This is a genomic window from Mediterraneibacter hominis (assembly GCF_014287475.1).
GTDB lineage: Bacteria > Bacillota > Clostridia > Lachnospirales > Lachnospiraceae > Mediterraneibacter > Mediterraneibacter hominis.
In genome coordinates, this window is sequence record NZ_JACOPF010000002.1 from 69,470 (window position 1) to 85,764 (window position 16,295).

General features: G+C 34.6%; 21 protein-coding genes. 17 read left to right on the forward strand and 4 right to left on the reverse strand.

Annotation, left to right across the window (positions count from 1 at the left end):
* Window positions 1–123: 123 nt before the first annotated feature.
* The gene (locus H8S37_RS09780) at window positions 124–435 is read right to left on the reverse strand and encodes a type II toxin-antitoxin system RelE/ParE family toxin (RefSeq protein ID WP_186875883.1); all 312 of its coding nucleotides are present in this window, start codon (window positions 433–435) and stop codon (window positions 124–126) included.
* Window positions 413–685 (reverse strand): type II toxin-antitoxin system prevent-host-death family antitoxin, encoded by a 273-nt coding sequence (locus tag H8S37_RS09785; RefSeq protein WP_186875884.1) that lies wholly within the window; start codon window positions 683–685, stop codon window positions 413–415. Before H8S37_RS09785 ends, H8S37_RS09780 begins: the two co-directional genes overlap by 23 nt.
* 271 nt (window positions 686–956) lie before the next feature.
* Here H8S37_RS09785 and H8S37_RS09790 point away from each other — a divergent pair, with 271 nt between their 5' ends.
* The 12 genes from H8S37_RS09790 to H8S37_RS09845 all read left to right on the forward strand — a co-directional run bounded on the left by H8S37_RS09790 (window position 957) and on the right by H8S37_RS09845 (window position 10,303).
* Window positions 957–1,166, forward strand: coding sequence for a pro-sigmaK processing inhibitor BofA family protein (locus H8S37_RS09790; protein WP_186875885.1), 210 nt, complete (start codon window positions 957–959; stop codon window positions 1,164–1,166).
* 242 nt (window positions 1,167–1,408) lie between these two features.
* On the forward strand, window positions 1,409–2,386 hold the full coding sequence (locus H8S37_RS09795) for a P-loop NTPase family protein (RefSeq protein WP_186875886.1): 978 nt from the start codon (window positions 1,409–1,411) through the stop codon (window positions 2,384–2,386).
* Between the two features lie 2 nt (window positions 2,387–2,388).
* Entirely contained in the window at window positions 2,389–3,603 is a 1,215-nt protein-coding gene (locus H8S37_RS09800) for a CpaF family protein (RefSeq protein WP_186875887.1), read from the forward strand.
* A 73-nt stretch (window positions 3,604–3,676) separates the two neighbouring features.
* Window positions 3,677–4,306 (forward strand): type II secretion system F family protein, encoded by a 630-nt coding sequence (locus H8S37_RS09805; protein WP_186875888.1) that lies wholly within the window; start codon window positions 3,677–3,679, stop codon window positions 4,304–4,306.
* Window positions 4,307–4,309: 3 nt separating this feature from the next.
* On the forward strand, window positions 4,310–5,551 hold the full coding sequence (locus H8S37_RS09810; protein WP_186875889.1) for a type II secretion system F family protein: 1,242 nt from the start codon (window positions 4,310–4,312) through the stop codon (window positions 5,549–5,551).
* 52 nt (window positions 5,552–5,603) lie between these two features.
* Window positions 5,604–5,762, forward strand: a complete 159-nt coding sequence (locus H8S37_RS09815) for a Flp1 family type IVb pilin (RefSeq protein ID WP_408631373.1) — start codon at window positions 5,604–5,606, stop codon at window positions 5,760–5,762.
* Window position 5,763: 1 nt separating this feature from the next.
* Window positions 5,764–7,134: a DUF5702 domain-containing protein gene (locus H8S37_RS09820; protein WP_186875891.1), complete on the forward strand. Its 1,371-nt coding sequence runs from the start codon at window positions 5,764–5,766 to the stop codon at window positions 7,132–7,134.
* 95 nt (window positions 7,135–7,229) lie between these two features.
* Window positions 7,230–8,036 (forward strand): pilus assembly protein, encoded by an 807-nt coding sequence (locus H8S37_RS09825; RefSeq protein ID WP_186875892.1) that lies wholly within the window; start codon window positions 7,230–7,232, stop codon window positions 8,034–8,036.
* The gene (locus H8S37_RS09830; RefSeq protein WP_186875893.1) at window positions 8,024–8,455 is read left to right on the forward strand and encodes a prepilin peptidase; all 432 of its coding nucleotides are present in this window, start codon (window positions 8,024–8,026) and stop codon (window positions 8,453–8,455) included. The genes H8S37_RS09825 and H8S37_RS09830 overlap by 13 nt, the downstream gene beginning before the upstream one ends.
* Window positions 8,442–8,846 (forward strand): TadE/TadG family type IV pilus assembly protein, encoded by a 405-nt coding sequence (locus H8S37_RS09835; RefSeq protein ID WP_186875894.1) that lies wholly within the window; start codon window positions 8,442–8,444, stop codon window positions 8,844–8,846. The genes H8S37_RS09830 and H8S37_RS09835 overlap by 14 nt, the downstream gene beginning before the upstream one ends.
* Window positions 8,843–9,628 (forward strand): DUF6382 domain-containing protein, encoded by a 786-nt coding sequence (locus tag H8S37_RS09840; RefSeq protein ID WP_186875895.1) that lies wholly within the window; start codon window positions 8,843–8,845, stop codon window positions 9,626–9,628. Before H8S37_RS09835 ends, H8S37_RS09840 begins: the two co-directional genes overlap by 4 nt.
* 72 nt (window positions 9,629–9,700) lie before the next feature.
* Window positions 9,701–10,303 (forward strand): rhomboid family intramembrane serine protease, encoded by a 603-nt coding sequence (locus H8S37_RS09845; protein ID WP_186876469.1) that lies wholly within the window; start codon window positions 9,701–9,703, stop codon window positions 10,301–10,303.
* On the opposite strand, the gene H8S37_RS09850 is transcribed toward H8S37_RS09845, so the two are convergent.
* On the reverse strand, window positions 10,296–11,027 hold the full coding sequence (locus tag H8S37_RS09850) for a two-component system sensor histidine kinase NtrB (RefSeq protein ID WP_186875896.1): 732 nt from the start codon (window positions 11,025–11,027) through the stop codon (window positions 10,296–10,298). The two genes, H8S37_RS09845 and H8S37_RS09850, sit on opposite strands and share 8 nt — an antisense overlap.
* Before the next feature lie 183 nt (window positions 11,028–11,210).
* Between H8S37_RS09850 and H8S37_RS09855 the strand changes: the two genes are divergently transcribed.
* A complete protein-coding gene (locus tag H8S37_RS09855) occupies window positions 11,211–11,618 on the forward strand; it encodes an HIT family protein (RefSeq protein WP_186875897.1) in 408 nt (135 codons plus the stop codon).
* A 13-nt stretch (window positions 11,619–11,631) separates the two neighbouring features.
* A complete protein-coding gene (locus H8S37_RS09860; RefSeq protein ID WP_186875898.1) occupies window positions 11,632–12,177 on the forward strand; it encodes an RNA polymerase sigma factor in 546 nt (181 codons plus the stop codon).
* A gap of 66 nt (window positions 12,178–12,243) precedes the next feature.
* Here H8S37_RS09860 and H8S37_RS09865 read toward each other — a convergent pair whose 3' ends face one another.
* A complete protein-coding gene (locus H8S37_RS09865) occupies window positions 12,244–13,314 on the reverse strand; it encodes an undecaprenyldiphospho-muramoylpentapeptide beta-N-acetylglucosaminyltransferase (RefSeq protein ID WP_186875899.1) in 1,071 nt (356 codons plus the stop codon).
* A 131-nt stretch (window positions 13,315–13,445) separates the two neighbouring features.
* Between H8S37_RS09865 and H8S37_RS09870 the strand changes: the two genes are divergently transcribed.
* The 3 genes from H8S37_RS09870 to H8S37_RS09880 all read left to right on the forward strand — a co-directional run bounded on the left by H8S37_RS09870 (window position 13,446) and on the right by H8S37_RS09880 (window position 16,268).
* On the forward strand, window positions 13,446–14,342 hold the full coding sequence (locus tag H8S37_RS09870; RefSeq protein ID WP_186875900.1) for a DUF4367 domain-containing protein: 897 nt from the start codon (window positions 13,446–13,448) through the stop codon (window positions 14,340–14,342).
* A gap of 78 nt (window positions 14,343–14,420) precedes the next feature.
* A complete protein-coding gene (locus H8S37_RS09875; protein WP_186875901.1) occupies window positions 14,421–14,921 on the forward strand; it encodes a DUF6147 family protein in 501 nt (166 codons plus the stop codon).
* Between the two features lie 312 nt (window positions 14,922–15,233).
* Complete coding sequence (locus H8S37_RS09880; RefSeq protein WP_186875902.1) at window positions 15,234–16,268, forward strand: LacI family DNA-binding transcriptional regulator; 1,035 nt, start codon at window positions 15,234–15,236, stop codon at window positions 16,266–16,268.
* Window positions 16,269–16,295: the final 27 nt, after the last annotated feature.

The window sequence follows — 16,295 nt, forward strand, 5'->3', positions numbered from 1 at the left end:
TACGAAAATTATATGATTTATTTTAATCATATAATTTTCGCATTTTGACTAAAAGAATTACTGTTAAGAAAGAAATTTTAACCTTTTAATTTTTCAAATTCTAGAAAAAATATAAAATTACTATTACAAAAACAGCTTCGTATATTCTGTCTGTGTATCTGCAATATGGTAAACATAAATAGTTTGTTCTATCTGTCGATATATAGAGACATATCTTTCAGATATGACCATTCGGTATCCCTGGTTATTCAACCATTTATCTGGAGTCAGAGAACCGGAGTCTGGAAAACTCTCTAATCTTTCAATACTGTTTAAAATCTGCTCTGTAACTTTTACAGCGGATTTTACACCAAATTGAAGCAAATAATAATCTTCTATCTTTTTCAAATCTTCCCACGCCGTAGGGAGAATTTTAATATGATATGTTTCTGGCACGTTCTCTCAATTCCTTTCTTGCTTCGGAGATGCTTCTTGTTTTTGCTCCGTTTAACCTTTCTTCTTCTGCCTGTATAATTTTTGCACGAAGTTCTAAGATCTGTTCTCTTTTCTCAAAGGCGTCGATACTCATAAATACTCCATCGCCCTCGCCATTTTTTGTTATATAGATAGGTTCATTGGTTTTTCTTGCAATATTAGAAATAGAGGCATAATCATTCCGAAGTGCTGCTGAAGCCTTAATAATCATTTTTTTCATCCTTTCATATATTTTATTGATATAATTATATCTTATTTTTGATATATTATCAATACTGTCATAAAGTAGAAGGACAGCAGAAACTAAAACCTGTTTTTGCATCAAAGTTATATTTTAATATGTTTTGTAAAAGGAGGGAAGGTAATAAATACAGCATTAGAAAAAGGACAAGAACCATTAAATTAGTTTTTAAAATTATATAGCATAATGAAGACAGACATGGAATAAGATATATTATAAATTTGAAAAGGAGTCAGTATAAATGGAAAACAGACTTATTTCTGCTGTAGTGAATTTCCTTGTACGTGCAGTGATTGGCATGGCATTGATTTTTTTCATTAATCAGTTTGTTCTTCCTAATGAAAATACATTGAATGTAGGATTAAATGCTGTCTCCTTTTTGACAACTGGAAGCCTTGGAATTCCAGGTGTCTGTCTTCTTTATGGTATTTTATTTTATCAGACTTTGTGAGTATTTCACAAAATCCTGCAAATTTAGATTTATGTATAGACAAAGGAAAGATTGGCGTTTATAATTCGATTTACACACCAGAAATCAATCTGGTTTTCCATTTACTTAATCTTTTATTGTAAATGGTCTGCGGAATGGATAAAGAAATATATCCATTTGTCATACGTTCTATTCGTGCCGTAGATTCGCGGCAAATTTTTCAATTAATGGACAGTAAAAATAATGATGTAAGGAGGGAGAAAGTGGATTCAGGTCATTTTGTAATATGTGATCCTGAGAAAGAATATGCAGAGAATCTGACAAAGTTTATTTGTGAAAAAGAAAAAACGGATTTTCAGTTTCAAATTTTTTATAATTTGGAAAGTCTTATAATATTTTCCAACGAGATACCTATCGATATACTTCTGATAGCAGAAGAATGTATCCGTGAGGAAACACTTGGTATACCTGCAAAAAAAACATTTATATTGACAAAAAAGGAAAATTACAAAAAGGAAGAAGATAAAAGAAGTATATACCGGTATCAGCCGGCAGAAAAGATTGTAAAACTTATATTTTGTGACAGCAAGGAAGATATAAGTACAAAAGAAACTACTTCACAAATAAGAAAAAGGCAGTATTCAGAAAAACAATCGGTACGGAAAGGGTTGATAGGAATTTATTCTCCTATACACAGAATTGGTAAAACAAAATTTGCAATCCAGCTAGGAATAAAAACAGCCAAATATGTTCCAACACTCTATCTGAATCTAGAAGAATATCCTGCGAGTGAATTATACTTCCCAGATCAAAAGGAAAAAAATCTTGGAGATCTACTCTATTATGCGGGACAAAATAAAGATAATTTAGGATTACGTATTAGTACTATGGCGGGACAGATAGATGAATTAGACTATATTATGCCAATACCAATTATGCAGGATTTAAGGGAAGTAAAAGAAAAAGACTGGATAAACCTTTTTGATCAAATATTAAAAAAATGTATCTATGAGACAGTAATTCTAGATTTGGGAGACAGTATAGACGGGTTATATCCAATTTTAAAAAATTGTTCTGCAGTATATACACATTATGTAGATGATCCGGTGTCTAAGAAAAAAATTATGCGCTATGAACAGAATATCCGGCAGATGGGAATGGAAGAAATACTGGAGCATACTATACGTAAAAGGATTACAAGAAAAATTAGAAATAGTTTAACAGAAGAAAAGAAGGCATGAAAATGGTTAATACAGAATGGCTGTATTCAAAAATGATGCTTCAGATGGATATGTCAAAAGAAATACAGGATGAAGAACTAGAACAGATGATACAGGACATACTGGAAGAAGCAGGCAGAAAGGAATATATTCCACTCAATGAAAAAATACAGATAAGTCGGGAATTGTTCAACGCATTTCGTAAGCTCGATATTTTACAAGAATTGATAGAAGATGATTCAATTACAGAAATAATGATAAACGGAACAGAGCATATATTTTTTGAAAGAGAAGGAAAAATATTCCGTTCAGAGAAAAAATTTTTGTCACTGGAAAAGCTGGAAGATGTAATTCAGCAGATTGTGTCAGGTACAAACCGTTATGTCAATGAATCTTCACCTATTGTGGATGCAAGGTTAGCGGATGGATCTCGAGTAAATGTAGTATTACGGCCTGTTGCTCTGAATGGGCCGATTATGACCATTCGAAAATTTCCAAAAGAAGCAATTTCAATGAGACAGCTAATACAATTTGGAAGTATCAGTGAAGAAGCGGCAGAATTTTTAAAAATACTTGTGAGGGCAAAATATAATATTTTTGTCAGCGGAGGAACTGGGGCAGGCAAAACAACATTTTTAAATGCTTTATCAGATTTTATACCGAAAGAAGAAAGGATTATTACAATCGAAGATAACGCAGAACTTCAAATTAAAGGAGTAGATAACCTTGTCCGACTGGAAGCAAGAAACGCAAATTTAGAAGGAGAAGGCGCAGTCACAATCCGAGATTTAATAAAATCTGCCCTTAGGATGAGACCGGATAGAATTATTGTCGGTGAAGTAAGGGGAGAAGAGACTGTAGACATGATTTCGTCGGCAATGTTAAACGGTCACAGTGGTTCTATGTCTACAGGACATGCAAATAATTCTGCCGATATGTTAAAACGCCTGGAGACAATGATGCTGATGGGAATAGAGCTTCCCTTTACGGCAATTCAAAGGCAAATCGCATCTGCTCTGGACATTATCGTTCATTTAGGAAGACTGCGGGATAAAAGCAGAAAGGTGTTGGAAATAGCAGAAGTAACAGAGTATGAACAGGGAAATATTCAGCTTCGTACACTTTATACATTTCGAGAGGAGGGAACAGAAAATGGAAAAGTTCAAGGAAGGCTTATGAAGGTGGAAGAGCTCAATTATACAGAAAAACTGCTGGCTGCAGGATATAAAAGGAATTGAATACATTGTAGGAATAGGAAAAGGAGTTCTCATTTTCGCGGTAATCTCTTATGTGTTTTATGAATCTTGGAAGATGTTCTTTCTATTGCTTCCTGCATTTACATTTTATATGAAAGACTGGCTGGAAACATACAGTCACAAGAAAGAACTGGAATTCAGAAATCAATTTAAAGATAGTATACAGACGATGTCGGCGGCATTAAAAGCAGGATACTCTGTAGAAAATGCACTTCGAGAGACGTATAGTGATTTGAAGTCTCTTTATAAAAAAGACAGCCGGATTTTAAAGGAGTATGAACAGATGATATATAAGCTGAATATAAACAGAACAGCAGAGCAAGTATTGGAAGAATTTTCTGACAATGTAAATCAGGAGGATGTACAAAATTTTATTACTGTATTTACATCCGCAAAGAAAAGTGGGGGAGACAGTATTGCGATCATATATAATTCTGTAAAAATAATCAGTGAAAAAATAGAGACAGAAAAAGAAATTCAGACTCTTTTAGCTTCAAAGATAATGGAATTTAAAATTATGTGTGTTATACCGTTTTGCATTATATGCTATTTAAAACTGACATTTGGAGAGTTTTTATCGGTTCTGTACGGGAATATTACAGGAATGATAATTATGAGTATATGTCTTCTTTTTTACATGATTGCGTATCAGATGGGAAAAAGAATCATACATATTGAGGTTTAAAGATTGAAAAAAAGCAAAAAAAAGGAATCTATATATGTAAAATCAGGGATTATACTATTGCTGTCATTTGGCATATCGTCTTGTATCTGGTTTACAGACAATGGAAAAACCTTAAAGCAAAATGAAAAGGGTGAGATACTTCTTAAAAGAAATGATTATGGACAGGGAGATAAAAAAACAGCTCTGCATATGCAAGTAGAAGATATTGAACAGACAATGGAAATAGCTGTCGGAGAAAAAGAATATAGTGGCGAACAGCTTGAAGAAATATTTATACAGGCAGAAGAAGATCTTGAAACTTTAATATTAGGAGAGAATGAAAGTCTTTCAGAAGTCCGTTCAGATTTGAATTTGATTACAGAGATTCCAGAAAAGAGCATGGAAGTATCATGGGAACTTGACAATTATGAGATTATGGATATTCAGGGAAGTCTAAAAGAAGAGAATTTAAAAGATGAAGGCACACTACTTGGACTAAAGGCATTACTGACCTATAAAGAAGAAAGTAGGATCTATGAATTTTATGCACATGTTTTTCCGCCCAAAAAGACAAAAGAAGAAAAGCTGGATAAGCAGATCCATTCTTTAATAAATATGGCAGATAAAGAAACAAAAGAAGAAGAATATTTAACTCTCCCTCAAGAAGTTGAAGGTAAAAAAATTCATTGGAGCTATCCTTTAAATTTTAGGGCGGTAGAGATATTATTTCTGGGCTTCCTGTCAGCAGCACTTTTTTATTTTTCCGAAAAACAAAAGCGTACAAAAGAAGAAAAGAAGCGAAAATATCAGATGAAAATGGACTACCCTCAAATTATCAACAGGCTGATTCTTTATATGGGAGCAGGGATGACAATACGGACTGCCTGGTTTAAAACTGTAGAAGAATATAAGAAAAAAAGAGAAAAGACAGGTAAAAGGGCTGCATATGAAGAAATGGTACATACTATGTATGAAATTCAGAGAGGCAAAACAGAGAAAGAATGTTATGAGGATTTTGGAAACAGGTGTGGGATTTCTTCTTATAAAAAATTTTCTGTTATGTTATCACAAAATCTTCAGAAGGGTTCAAAGGGGCTTGCAGAGCTTTTAAAATCAGAAGCAGAAGATGCATTTGAAGAACGAAAAAATCTGGCAAGAAAAGCAGGGGAGGAAGCAGGTACTAAGCTGTTAATACCAATGTTTATTATGCTGGCAATTGTTATGGCAATTATGGTGGTACCGGCGTTCTTTTCTATACAGATTTAAAGAATAAGAAGGGGAGGATAAAATGAGAAAAATAAAGAAAAAAATAGAAGAGATGCTGATACATCGTAAATGTGTATCTGGAGTGACTGTAATTGAGATGGTATTGATTCTTGTTATCATAATAGCACTTTTATTAATATTTAAATCACAGCTTATCAATCTGATTAACACTATTTTTGATAAGGTGACAAGTGAAAGCGCAGGAATTTAAAATGTTGAAAGGGGAGGTTACCGCCTTTCTAAGTCTGATATTTATACTTCTTATTTCCTTTATTATGGGGGTAATGGAGGCAGCGGTAATACAAGAACAAAAAAGCAAAAGCAGGATAGATACAGACGCTGCTGTTTATTCTGTATTTGGAGAATACCAAAAGGAACTTTTTCAAGAGTACCAGATTTTTGGTATGGAAGGAAGCTATGAAACAGGAGATTTTAATGAACAAAATATTATCAGACGTATGCACTATTATGGAACAACAGGGATGCAGCATGAAATAGAAGCAATACAGCTTCTGACAGATAATCAGGGACAGGCTTTTCGCGAACAGGTAGTTACATATATGGAACAGAAAACAGGAATTTCGACAGTAAAGGAAATTGCTGATATGACAGAATCCTGGAAAGAACAGGAAATAGAAGGAGAGAAAGTAGGCGAAAAAGAAGAAAATGTATTAAGTGATTACGAGGAGTTAATTCCAGAAGGAGAAGAAGCTCCGGATTTAGGAGAAGAGAATCCATTCGCCTGTTTAGAGGAAATAAATAAATCTGGAATTTTGTCTATGGTACTGCCTGAAGAATTTCCGCTGTCTGGAAAAAATGTTGATTTAGACAGTCAGCCGTCTTACAGAAACCGGATAACAGGAAGAGGGGAACTTCCGGCGCGGCAGAATTTGGATGGGATTGAGGAAAAACTCCTCTTTTCAGAATATGTGTTGGAAAAATTTCAAAATGCAATGTCGGAGGAGGAAAAAGAACGTTCCCTTTCGTATGAGACAGAATATATTTTATCTGGCAAAGAAAGTGATGAAAAAAATCTGGAGAGTGTTGTGCAGAAGATCTTCCTTATACGGATGGGGATTAACTATCTTTATTTACTTACTGATACAGTAAAACAAGGGGAAGCAGCAGCTCTGGCGTTGACGGTTTCAACACTGCTGGCAATTCCCTGGGCGGAAGAAGCTGTAAAACAATTAATTTTAATTGCCTGGGCAGCAGGTGAAAGTATTATGGACTTGAGATCGCTGTTGTCCGGCAATAGAGTGGCGCTTATCAAGACAACAGAGAGCTGGCAGTTATCTTTATCCGGTTTGATGACCTTGGGGAGTGAGTCAGATTCTTTAGAAGGAACAGACTGTGAAGGTGGTTTTTCTTATGAAGATTATTTAAGAGTACTTCTTTTTTTAAAAGATAACGGAGAAATTTCCATGCGATCCTTAGACAGAATAGAACAAAATTTAATATATGAACAAAATTTGCCCTTTTTTCGTACAGATTTTTGTATTGTCAAAATAAAATTGCAAAATCAGGCTGTAGTAGGTGGAAAATTTACATACGAATTTCCTGTATATTTTGGCTACGAATAATGTAGTCTTTGGTTCCGGTACAGGTGCCCTTTCAATTCATCAGATCCCCAGATGAACGAAACATATTTTAAATTTTTGAGAAAGGAGAAGCTGTGATGTCCAAGCAATCGAATAGAAATAGAAAAATATCCAATCCGCAATCAGAAAGGGCATCTGTACTGGAACCAAAGGCAACTGTAACAATTGAAGCAGCCTTTGCAATTCCGTTTTTTCTGTTCGCATTTTTATGTCTGGTATATTTGATGGAAATCCAAGCAATAAAGGTAAGTATTCATTCTGCTGCGTTAAATGCAGGAAAGAATGCAGCAGAGGAGGCAGCAGTATATGAGTTTCTGGATATAACGAAGCTACAGTCAGATATAGTATATTTGATTGGTTCTGAGCGTTTGGACAGAAGTCTTATAGATGAAGGAAGTGCAGGGATTTCATGTACGGGATCTTATATGGAATCTGGAAATAATGAACTGTATATTAACTTGAAATATGGAGTCAGGCTGCCTTTTCCTACGTTTGGAAATCCTACAGCTAAATATATAGAAAAACTGAAAATAAAGGGATGGACTGGATATGAAAAAGGCATGCCTGATTCCGAAGAAGATAAAATTGTTTATATTACAGATACAGGGACAGTCTACCATGAAGACTATCAGTGTTCTTATTTACAGCTATCCATTCAATTTGTTCCATATACTGGATTATCGGATTTCAGAAATAAAGATGGAGGGAAATATTACAAATGCGAAAAATGTGTACATGGAGATGCCTATACAGGCGTATACATTACAGACAGCGGCAATAAATATCATAATTCCATTCGGTGCAGCGGATTAAAACGATCGATCCGTGCGGTAAAGAAATCTGAAGTGGCAGGGAGAGGAGGATGTTCCAGATGTACGAAATAGAGCATATAGTATGTATACTATATTTATTTTTACTTTCATTGACAGATATAAAAAAGAGGAGAATTCCTCTATGGGGTCTGATTATCGGAGTTGCTGTGTCTATATTATTTCAGTGTATAACCAGAAATAAGGATTTTATTTTGATTGTCTCAGGCGCAATGACAGGAATCATTTTTATTGTGGTGAGCAGAGTCACGAATGAAAAATTTGGATATGGAGACAGTATTCTAATTTTGGCGATGGGAATTTTTCTTGGATTTTGGAATATTCTATATTTACTTTTTATAGCGTTTCTTCTAGCCGCCGTATATTCCATTATTCTTCTTAGTGTATACCACCGAGGCAAAAAGGAAAGCTTTCCGTTCGTTCCATTTCTGGCAATGGGATATGTGGGAGGAATGATGCTTGGAAATTTCTAAATACAAGACAGTAAAAAAAGAGGGAATAAAAGGAAACACAACTGTACAAATGGCATATATTCTGCCGCTTTTTTTCTTTCTTTTTATTTTGATTATTCATATAGTTTTTTATTTCCATGACAAAATTATATTAAATGGAATCGCCTGTGAGACTGCGATATTGGGTTCTCAGCTAGAAAGGAGACAGGATGAAACAGGGAAAATAAATCTGGAAGAATTTTTTAAAGAGAGAACAGAAAAGAAACTTATCTTGTTTGCAGAATATACTGTTTCAGTCGATAAAACTAAAAAAGAGATTATAGTTACAGTAGCAGCAAAAAAGAATAAGATGAAACTGAACATTGAACAGAAAGCAAGAATCATGCATACAGAAAAGAGGTTGCGTAGTTGAAAACAACATATGAGAAAGATTGGGATAAAACCTATCTTCATATTGATCTGGAAGAAACATTTAATGAAAATTATCAGCTTCAAATGATAAGAAAAAATAAGATACCAGGAATACTAAAAATGAAGGGAATAGGATTGAATAATGGAAGCAGATATACATTTACTGTCAATGGATTGCAGTCTATGAGACAAACCTATAAAAAGACAACTATAAAAAAAGAGGATATTTGGCAGTTTATATCCTCTTTGATAACAGTCACAAATACACTGAAAAATTATCTCTTGACTCCGGATAGCCTGCTTTTAAGTCCAGATTATGTATTTATTGAAAATGGTATATATCTGTTCTGTTATCTTCCTATAAAACAGAAGATATTAAGTGAATCTTTCCATGAAATGACAGAGTATTTTGTTAAAAATCTAGACTATGAGGAGACAGAAGGTATATTCCTGGCATATGAATTACATAAAGCTACGCTTCAAGAAAACTATAATTTAGAACAGATATTAAAAAATTATGAAGAGAAAGAAATAGACAGAAGAAATGAAATGGAAGAATTGAAAGAAGGAAGAGTTAGATTTACGGAAGAATATATATTTACGACAGAGGAGGAAAGTTCAGAAATATACGAACCTGTTCAGGACATGGAAACTGTTTGCGAGATGGTAGGATGGAAGAAACCTTGGAAAAAAGTAACAGAAAAAATAAAAAAGAAACGGTGGGGAAGTTGGGATGATCTGATTTTGGAAACAGATGGACAAGATAAAAAGTCTCAATTATAATGAAAAGGGTATAACAGCATTACTGTTTACGGATAAGAGGAATATTCTATAATGGTGAAAAGAGGAATCGCTTTGGAGAGAGAGCAGAAAGCAGTTTGTACTACAGGTCTTATAGTTATAAATATTGCAGTATTTATGTTTCTAACCTTAATAGGAAGAACAGAGGATGCGGTGTTTATGCTGGAACATGGGGCTATGTATGAACCTTATATCACAGAAGGACATGAGTATTACAGAATTATTTCAAGCCTGTTTCTGCACTTTGGGATTAGCCATTTGCTGAATAATATGGTAATGCTGGGAGCTTTGGGGTGGAACTTAGAAATGGAAGTTGGAAGAGTGAGATTTCTTCTTATCTATTTTATAAGTGGAATCGGAGGGAATTTAATTTCTCTCTATTCTAATATAGTTCATAAAGAAAATGTTGTATCCGCAGGTGCATCCGGTGCAGTCTTTGGCCTTATGGGAGCTCTTCTCTATGTGGTGATACTGAATAGAGGAAGAGTTGGAAGACTGACCGGACGAGGTATGCTTATTATGGTGGCGCTTAGTTTGTATTTTGGCATAACCAGTTCAGGTGTGGACAATTTTGCACATCTGGGTGGCCTCATATGCGGATTCTTATTGACAGCGGTTGTTTATCATAAAAAGAAGAAAAAAGAACCTGTTATATAGGAAGCTTAATTGTAAAGGTTGTTCCCTTCGTGGGAATCGAATCTACAGAAATTGTGCCGTTATGTGCTTCGATAATCCTTTTAGAAAGGGAAAGTCCCAGTCCAGTGCCGTCTTCTTTTGATGTTACAAATGGAGTAAAGATAGTATCAATTTTATCAGCTGGAATACCGCAACCATTATCTTTACATAGGATAATCAGCATATCTTTTTTTCGATCTGCTGACAGAGTGATGGTTCCGTTTTCATCAACTGCATCTTTTGCGTTGCGCAGAAGGTTTAATACTACTTCTTCTAGCTTTACTTTATCACCTGTGTAACTGCCAAGACGTGATGGAATAGAAGAAGAAAATTCAATAGAAGAATCTTCAGAGTCCAGGGAGATAGCAAAAGAAACAGCAATATTTTTAAGTAGTTTTTCAATAGAAAAAACGGAGTGATGAAGTGTGCTGCCATTATTAAAGGTAGAAAGTTCATTAAGTAGACTGCACATAAACTCAACATCTTCCATTGTCTGTTTCCAATGGGAGTATTGTTTTACTTCTGGATGTTGGATCTCCATAACTTGTAATGAAGATGATACAAGAGTAAGGGGATTTCTTATTTCATGGGCGATAGTGGATACAGTTGTGTGATGATTTTCTAAAAGCTGGCTGATGATCTGTTTTGCGTCTTTGTTTTCCTCCATTAACTGATTCATTTTATTTATATCTATATTATGAAGCATGTAAAAACCTCTCTTTCTACTTCTAATAATTTTAGTCTAACACGATGAAATATAGTGTTCAATAGAATCAACATGACATGTTTCGACACAGGCGGCAATGAAAATATAGAATGAAAATTCTTCTCTTTTTTCCAAAAATAGTCTATACTACTAGTAAAACATATGGGGAAAGAGGTATTTATAATGAAAGACAATAATTGCATTTTCTGTAAACTTGCTTCTGGGGAAATTCCATCAGCAACGCTCTATGAAGATAAAGATTTTCGGGTTATACTTGATTTAAGCCCTGCGTCGAAAGGACATGCTCTTATTATACCCAAAGACCACTATAGAAATTTATATGACTTAGATAATGAGTTAGCTTCAAAGGCTCTGGTATTAGCGAAAAGAATGATTCAAAAGCTTACAGATATTTTAGGCTGTGATGGATATAATATTGTCCAAAATAATGAGGAAGTAGCAGGGCAGACAGTATTTCACTTTCATATGCATTTAATTCCGCGTTATAAAGGAGATAATGTCGGTATTGGATGGAAGATGGGTGAACTGACAGAAGCAGATAAAAAAGAAATTTTAGAAAAATTGAAGTAAATTTGAGGATAGAATGTTGACAGGTAATCATGAGTTTGATGAGATTTACAGCAAATACAAAAATCTCGTTCTCAGAGTAGCATACGATTATTCAAAAGATTACAATGAGGCGGAAGATATCGCACAGAATACATTCCTCCAGTTATATATCCATTACGATAGCATGAAAAAGACAAATATTGTTTCATGGTTATATACAACAGCAAAGAATTATGCGTTGAACTACAGGAAGAAGGCTGCAAAAGAAATCTTTGAAAATGAAGATGACGCGGTCAGTATACTGGAACAAGAAAGAGAAAGCACAGAAGATGAATATATGGAAATGGTTCTCGATTTAGAGACAAAAGAATTTGTAAATCATTTATTTCTTGCATTACTTGAGAAAAATGAGAGATGGTATAAGGCTATTGTTCTGGCATATTATATGAAAATTCCACAGGCTGAAATTGCAGAAGAAATGGGAATCAGTATCGAGGTATTACATAGTATTTTGCATAGAGCAAAAGAATGGATTAAGAAAACTTTTGGAGTGGAGTTTGATGAACTAAACAAGATATAAAAATACTGAATGTTGGATGTCCAGAAAATCCGAACATTTTACATTCAGTATTTATTAGTTGTTGTATTAGGATTTTAAGCTGACATTTTCAATAAGCTGAATAATCGTCTGAATAGAATCCTGCTGGTTGGAATTTCTCATAGCATCTATAAATGTACCGTGGTCATTGTAAAGTTTTTGTACAGAATCCAGTAAGGTATCTTTGGAAAGATCCTCTTCCTCAAGTACCATGCTGAAGCCTTGTCGTTCAAAAGAACGCGCATTTAATATTTGATCTCCGCGGCTTGCGTTTGCAGACAGAGGAATCAAAAGATTTGGTTTTCTTAATGCCAACAGTTCACAGATAGCATTGGCGCCGGCTCTGGAGATAACAATATCTGCAAGTGAAAATATGTCACGAAGCTCATTTTTGATATATTCAAACTGGCAGTATCCTTTAGTTTGAGAAAGGGAATCATCTAATTTCCCCTTGCCACACAGATGAATCACTTGAAATTTTTTTAGAAGTTCTGGTAACGACTGGCGTACGGCTGTATTGACTACAACAGATCCAAGACTTCCGCCAATTACAAGAATAACTGGTTTATCAGCAGAAAAGCCACATAGGTCCATAGCAGCAATCTTATTTCCAGAGAGCAATTCCTGACGGATTGGAGAACCTGTCAGAATCGCTTTTTCCTTTGGCAGTGTTTCTAATGTTTCCGGAAAGTTACAGCATACTTTTACAGCGGAGGGAATCGCAATCTTATTTGCAAGTCCAGGGGTCATATCTGATTCATGTATGATTGCAGGGACTTTATTTCTTTTTCCTGCAAGTACAACAGGGACAGAGACAAACCCTCCTTTGGAAAAGATTACATCTGGCTTTAACTGTTTGATTAAGGATTTTGCTTCACGGAAACCCTTAAGTACACGGAACGGATCAGTGAAGTTTTGTACACTGAAATAGCGGCGCAGTTTACCAGAAGAAATACCATGATAAGGAATTCCAAAAGGTTCAATTAGTTCCTTTTCAATTCCTGTATAAGAACCTATGTATTGGATATCATAACCTAATTCCCGGAGCTTAGGAATAAGGGCAATATTCGGAGTAACATGGCCGGCTGTCCCGCCGCCGGTGAGAACAATACGTTTCATAATGAAAACCTCCAGATTTAAAATAATGACATAGGCAAAAAGCCTATATCTTACAGAAAACAAATATATTTTCATATTAACCTTATTTAATAAAATGTCAAGGAGAAAGTATTATAAAAAGAGGCAGATGGATGAAGAAATATAGAAAGCTATCACTGCAGGATGAAATAGACAAAGAGGCAGAGAGAATAGAAAAAAGAATATTGGAGAATCCAGATTTAGAGGATATTCAAGTTTCGGAGGGGTTCGATGCTGCTTTTTTGAAAAAAGTCCAGGAATATGAGAAGAAAAAAGCAGAAAGAGAAAAAAAGAAGACACATCCTACAGAAGATACAGAATTTGCAGAAGAACTTATGCCAGATGTGGACAAGTTGCCTTTTGACAGAAATAATGAAAAGGATTCTTCCAAAGATAAAAAAGAGGTTACAGGCACAGTAACAGTATATCGCAGAAGAAAAAGAAGCTATCTTTTTGTAGCACTTGCAGCAGTACTTATTCTTGTATTGGGGAGTGGACTTACCAGTGTAGGAAGCAAATCATATTGGAAAGTACTATGGGAAAGAATTGTTGGCGATGAAAAAGCGGCAGTTATAAATGTAGAGGATATGGAAGTACAAAAAACGGAAGATAATAAAGAGATAGATGCGTTCAAAGATATTGGTAAGCAATTAGGGATATCTGCTGTTAGATTTCAGTATAAACCCCAAAATATGATATTAGAAAGTTATAGTATAGATATAGAACAAAAAAGAGCACAGTTATTTTATAATTATAATAATAGAATAATTAGGTATACAATATATTTGAATGATACGGATTCTTCTTTAAGTCAAAAAGAATTAGATAAACAAACGGATGTATTTATAGTTGAAAATGGAAATGAAAAAATACAGGTGGAAGAATATCAAAAAGATAGCGAATATAGATATATAGCTAATTTTGAAAATCGAGGTATCTATTATCAGTTGAAAGGAGTTATGGAAAGAGAAGAATTTGAGAATATCATAAAAAATTTGAAATTTTTATAGATTTCGCGTAAGTTTTTTGTAGTTCAGTTGTTTACTTATTAAAGAGATAAAATAATGTAATACAAAAGAGGTATAAAAGTGAAAAAGAGAATTTTGTCTATTTTAAGTAGCATTATGATGTTATGCTGTGTATTTACAGTATCCCTAACAGATGTACAAGCAACAGGTAACGAAATGATCCAGGTAGATGGTTCTTACCTGACAACAGAAGATACATCTGTCGGAAAGAGTCCAGAATCTATGCTTAGAGGCGAATACCTTATGGATGGAGAATGTTCCATTTCAAAAGCTGGAAGAAACCGAATCTATGTGTATGCGGCAACTACAGCAGATTGTTATGTTGATTTTATTTCCGTTATTATCTATGTGGATCAGTATAATGAAAAGACCGGAAATTGGGAACAGATTGATGCTTGGTCCGTTGATGATACTGATACATATTTTGTTGCTACTTCAAAATCTATTACAGTAGACAGGGGATATTACTACCGGGTACATGCAGATCATTTTGCAGGAATGGAAGACGAATATCCTTATGAAGAAACAACTTCCTTTACAGATGGTATCCTTGTCCCATAACCTCCATAATTTGTAAAAGCCTCTCTTTTGAGTCTTGAAAGCAGGCGCCGTGATGAAGCGTAGCAGGAACTATTAACAATTGATTTGATTATAGAAAACCTGTACCGAGAAAACACCACAAACTTTACGCCAATTACGGCGCCCGCTTTTAGGATTCAAGAGAGAGGCTTTTATTTTATGAAAAAAATTAAAATGAAATTTAATTGTGCAATATATATAAAAAATAAAAGTAATATATTTATTAATTGACAAAAATGTAAATGAAATGTTAGTATATAAATATAAAATGAAACGTTTCATATGGAGGTTAAATTGTCATCTTATAAAGATATAGTAAAGCTTACAGGACTGTCATTGGGAACTGTCTCCAATGTTATACAGGGGAAAGGTAATGTAAAAGAAAAGAATAAAGAAAAAGTTTATGCAGCAATGCGACAATTGGGTTACCGAATTGATTATCAGGCGAGAGGGCTGGCAACAAATAAAACAAGCTTGATCGGACTCATTGTAAGTAATATTGAAAATATTGCCGAGACAAAAATGCTGATGCCTATGGAGACATTTGCAGAGAATCATAAGTGCAGGATTATTACAGCAACCTCTCGTAATGACAGTGACAGGGAAAGACGAAACTGCGAAGCGATGTTAAGCAGTAAGGTGGATGGACTGTTTATCTTTTTTGAATCACTTGAAAATGAGGAATATTTTAGGAATTTAGCGGAAACGGAAAAAATTCCAATCATTTTTTTAGCAAGATATCTGGATAACTGTAAACTTCCTTATGTTGCTGTTGATAATCAGTATGCGGCAAAGAGCATGGTAGATTTTGTTTATGAGCGAGGTCACAGAGAGATTACATATCTAGATATTGCAGAGGAATCTATGCTGTCACCGAACAGAGACAGAAGGCTTGGCGTTGAGTTAGAATGTAAAAAAAGGGGGATAGTGTATAAAAAACGGGAATATAAAAGATTGGAAAACGATATGGAGGTCGGATACCATGCGGCGGAGGAAATGATATTATCGAAAAGTATGCCTAGCCTGGTATTTCCAAGAGACGATAGTTTTGCAATTGGCTTTTACAATGCATGTATTCGATATGGGATTCGTATTCCTGAAGATGTATCGATTATGAGCTTTGGAAATTTTTATCCGAAAGAAGTTACGCCAAAACGTCTTACGACTTATGACAGAAGATTCGATAAAGTGATCCACGAGGCTACGCTTATGTATTTGAAAATCAGAGAGGCAAGAGATAATGGATTGGAGGAAGATAAGATTAAGAAAAAGTTATTTGTAAAAGGAAACATTATAGTTGGAGAAACAATAAAGGATTTAACAAAGTGATTATGAAGATGGTTCACGTGAACTGTC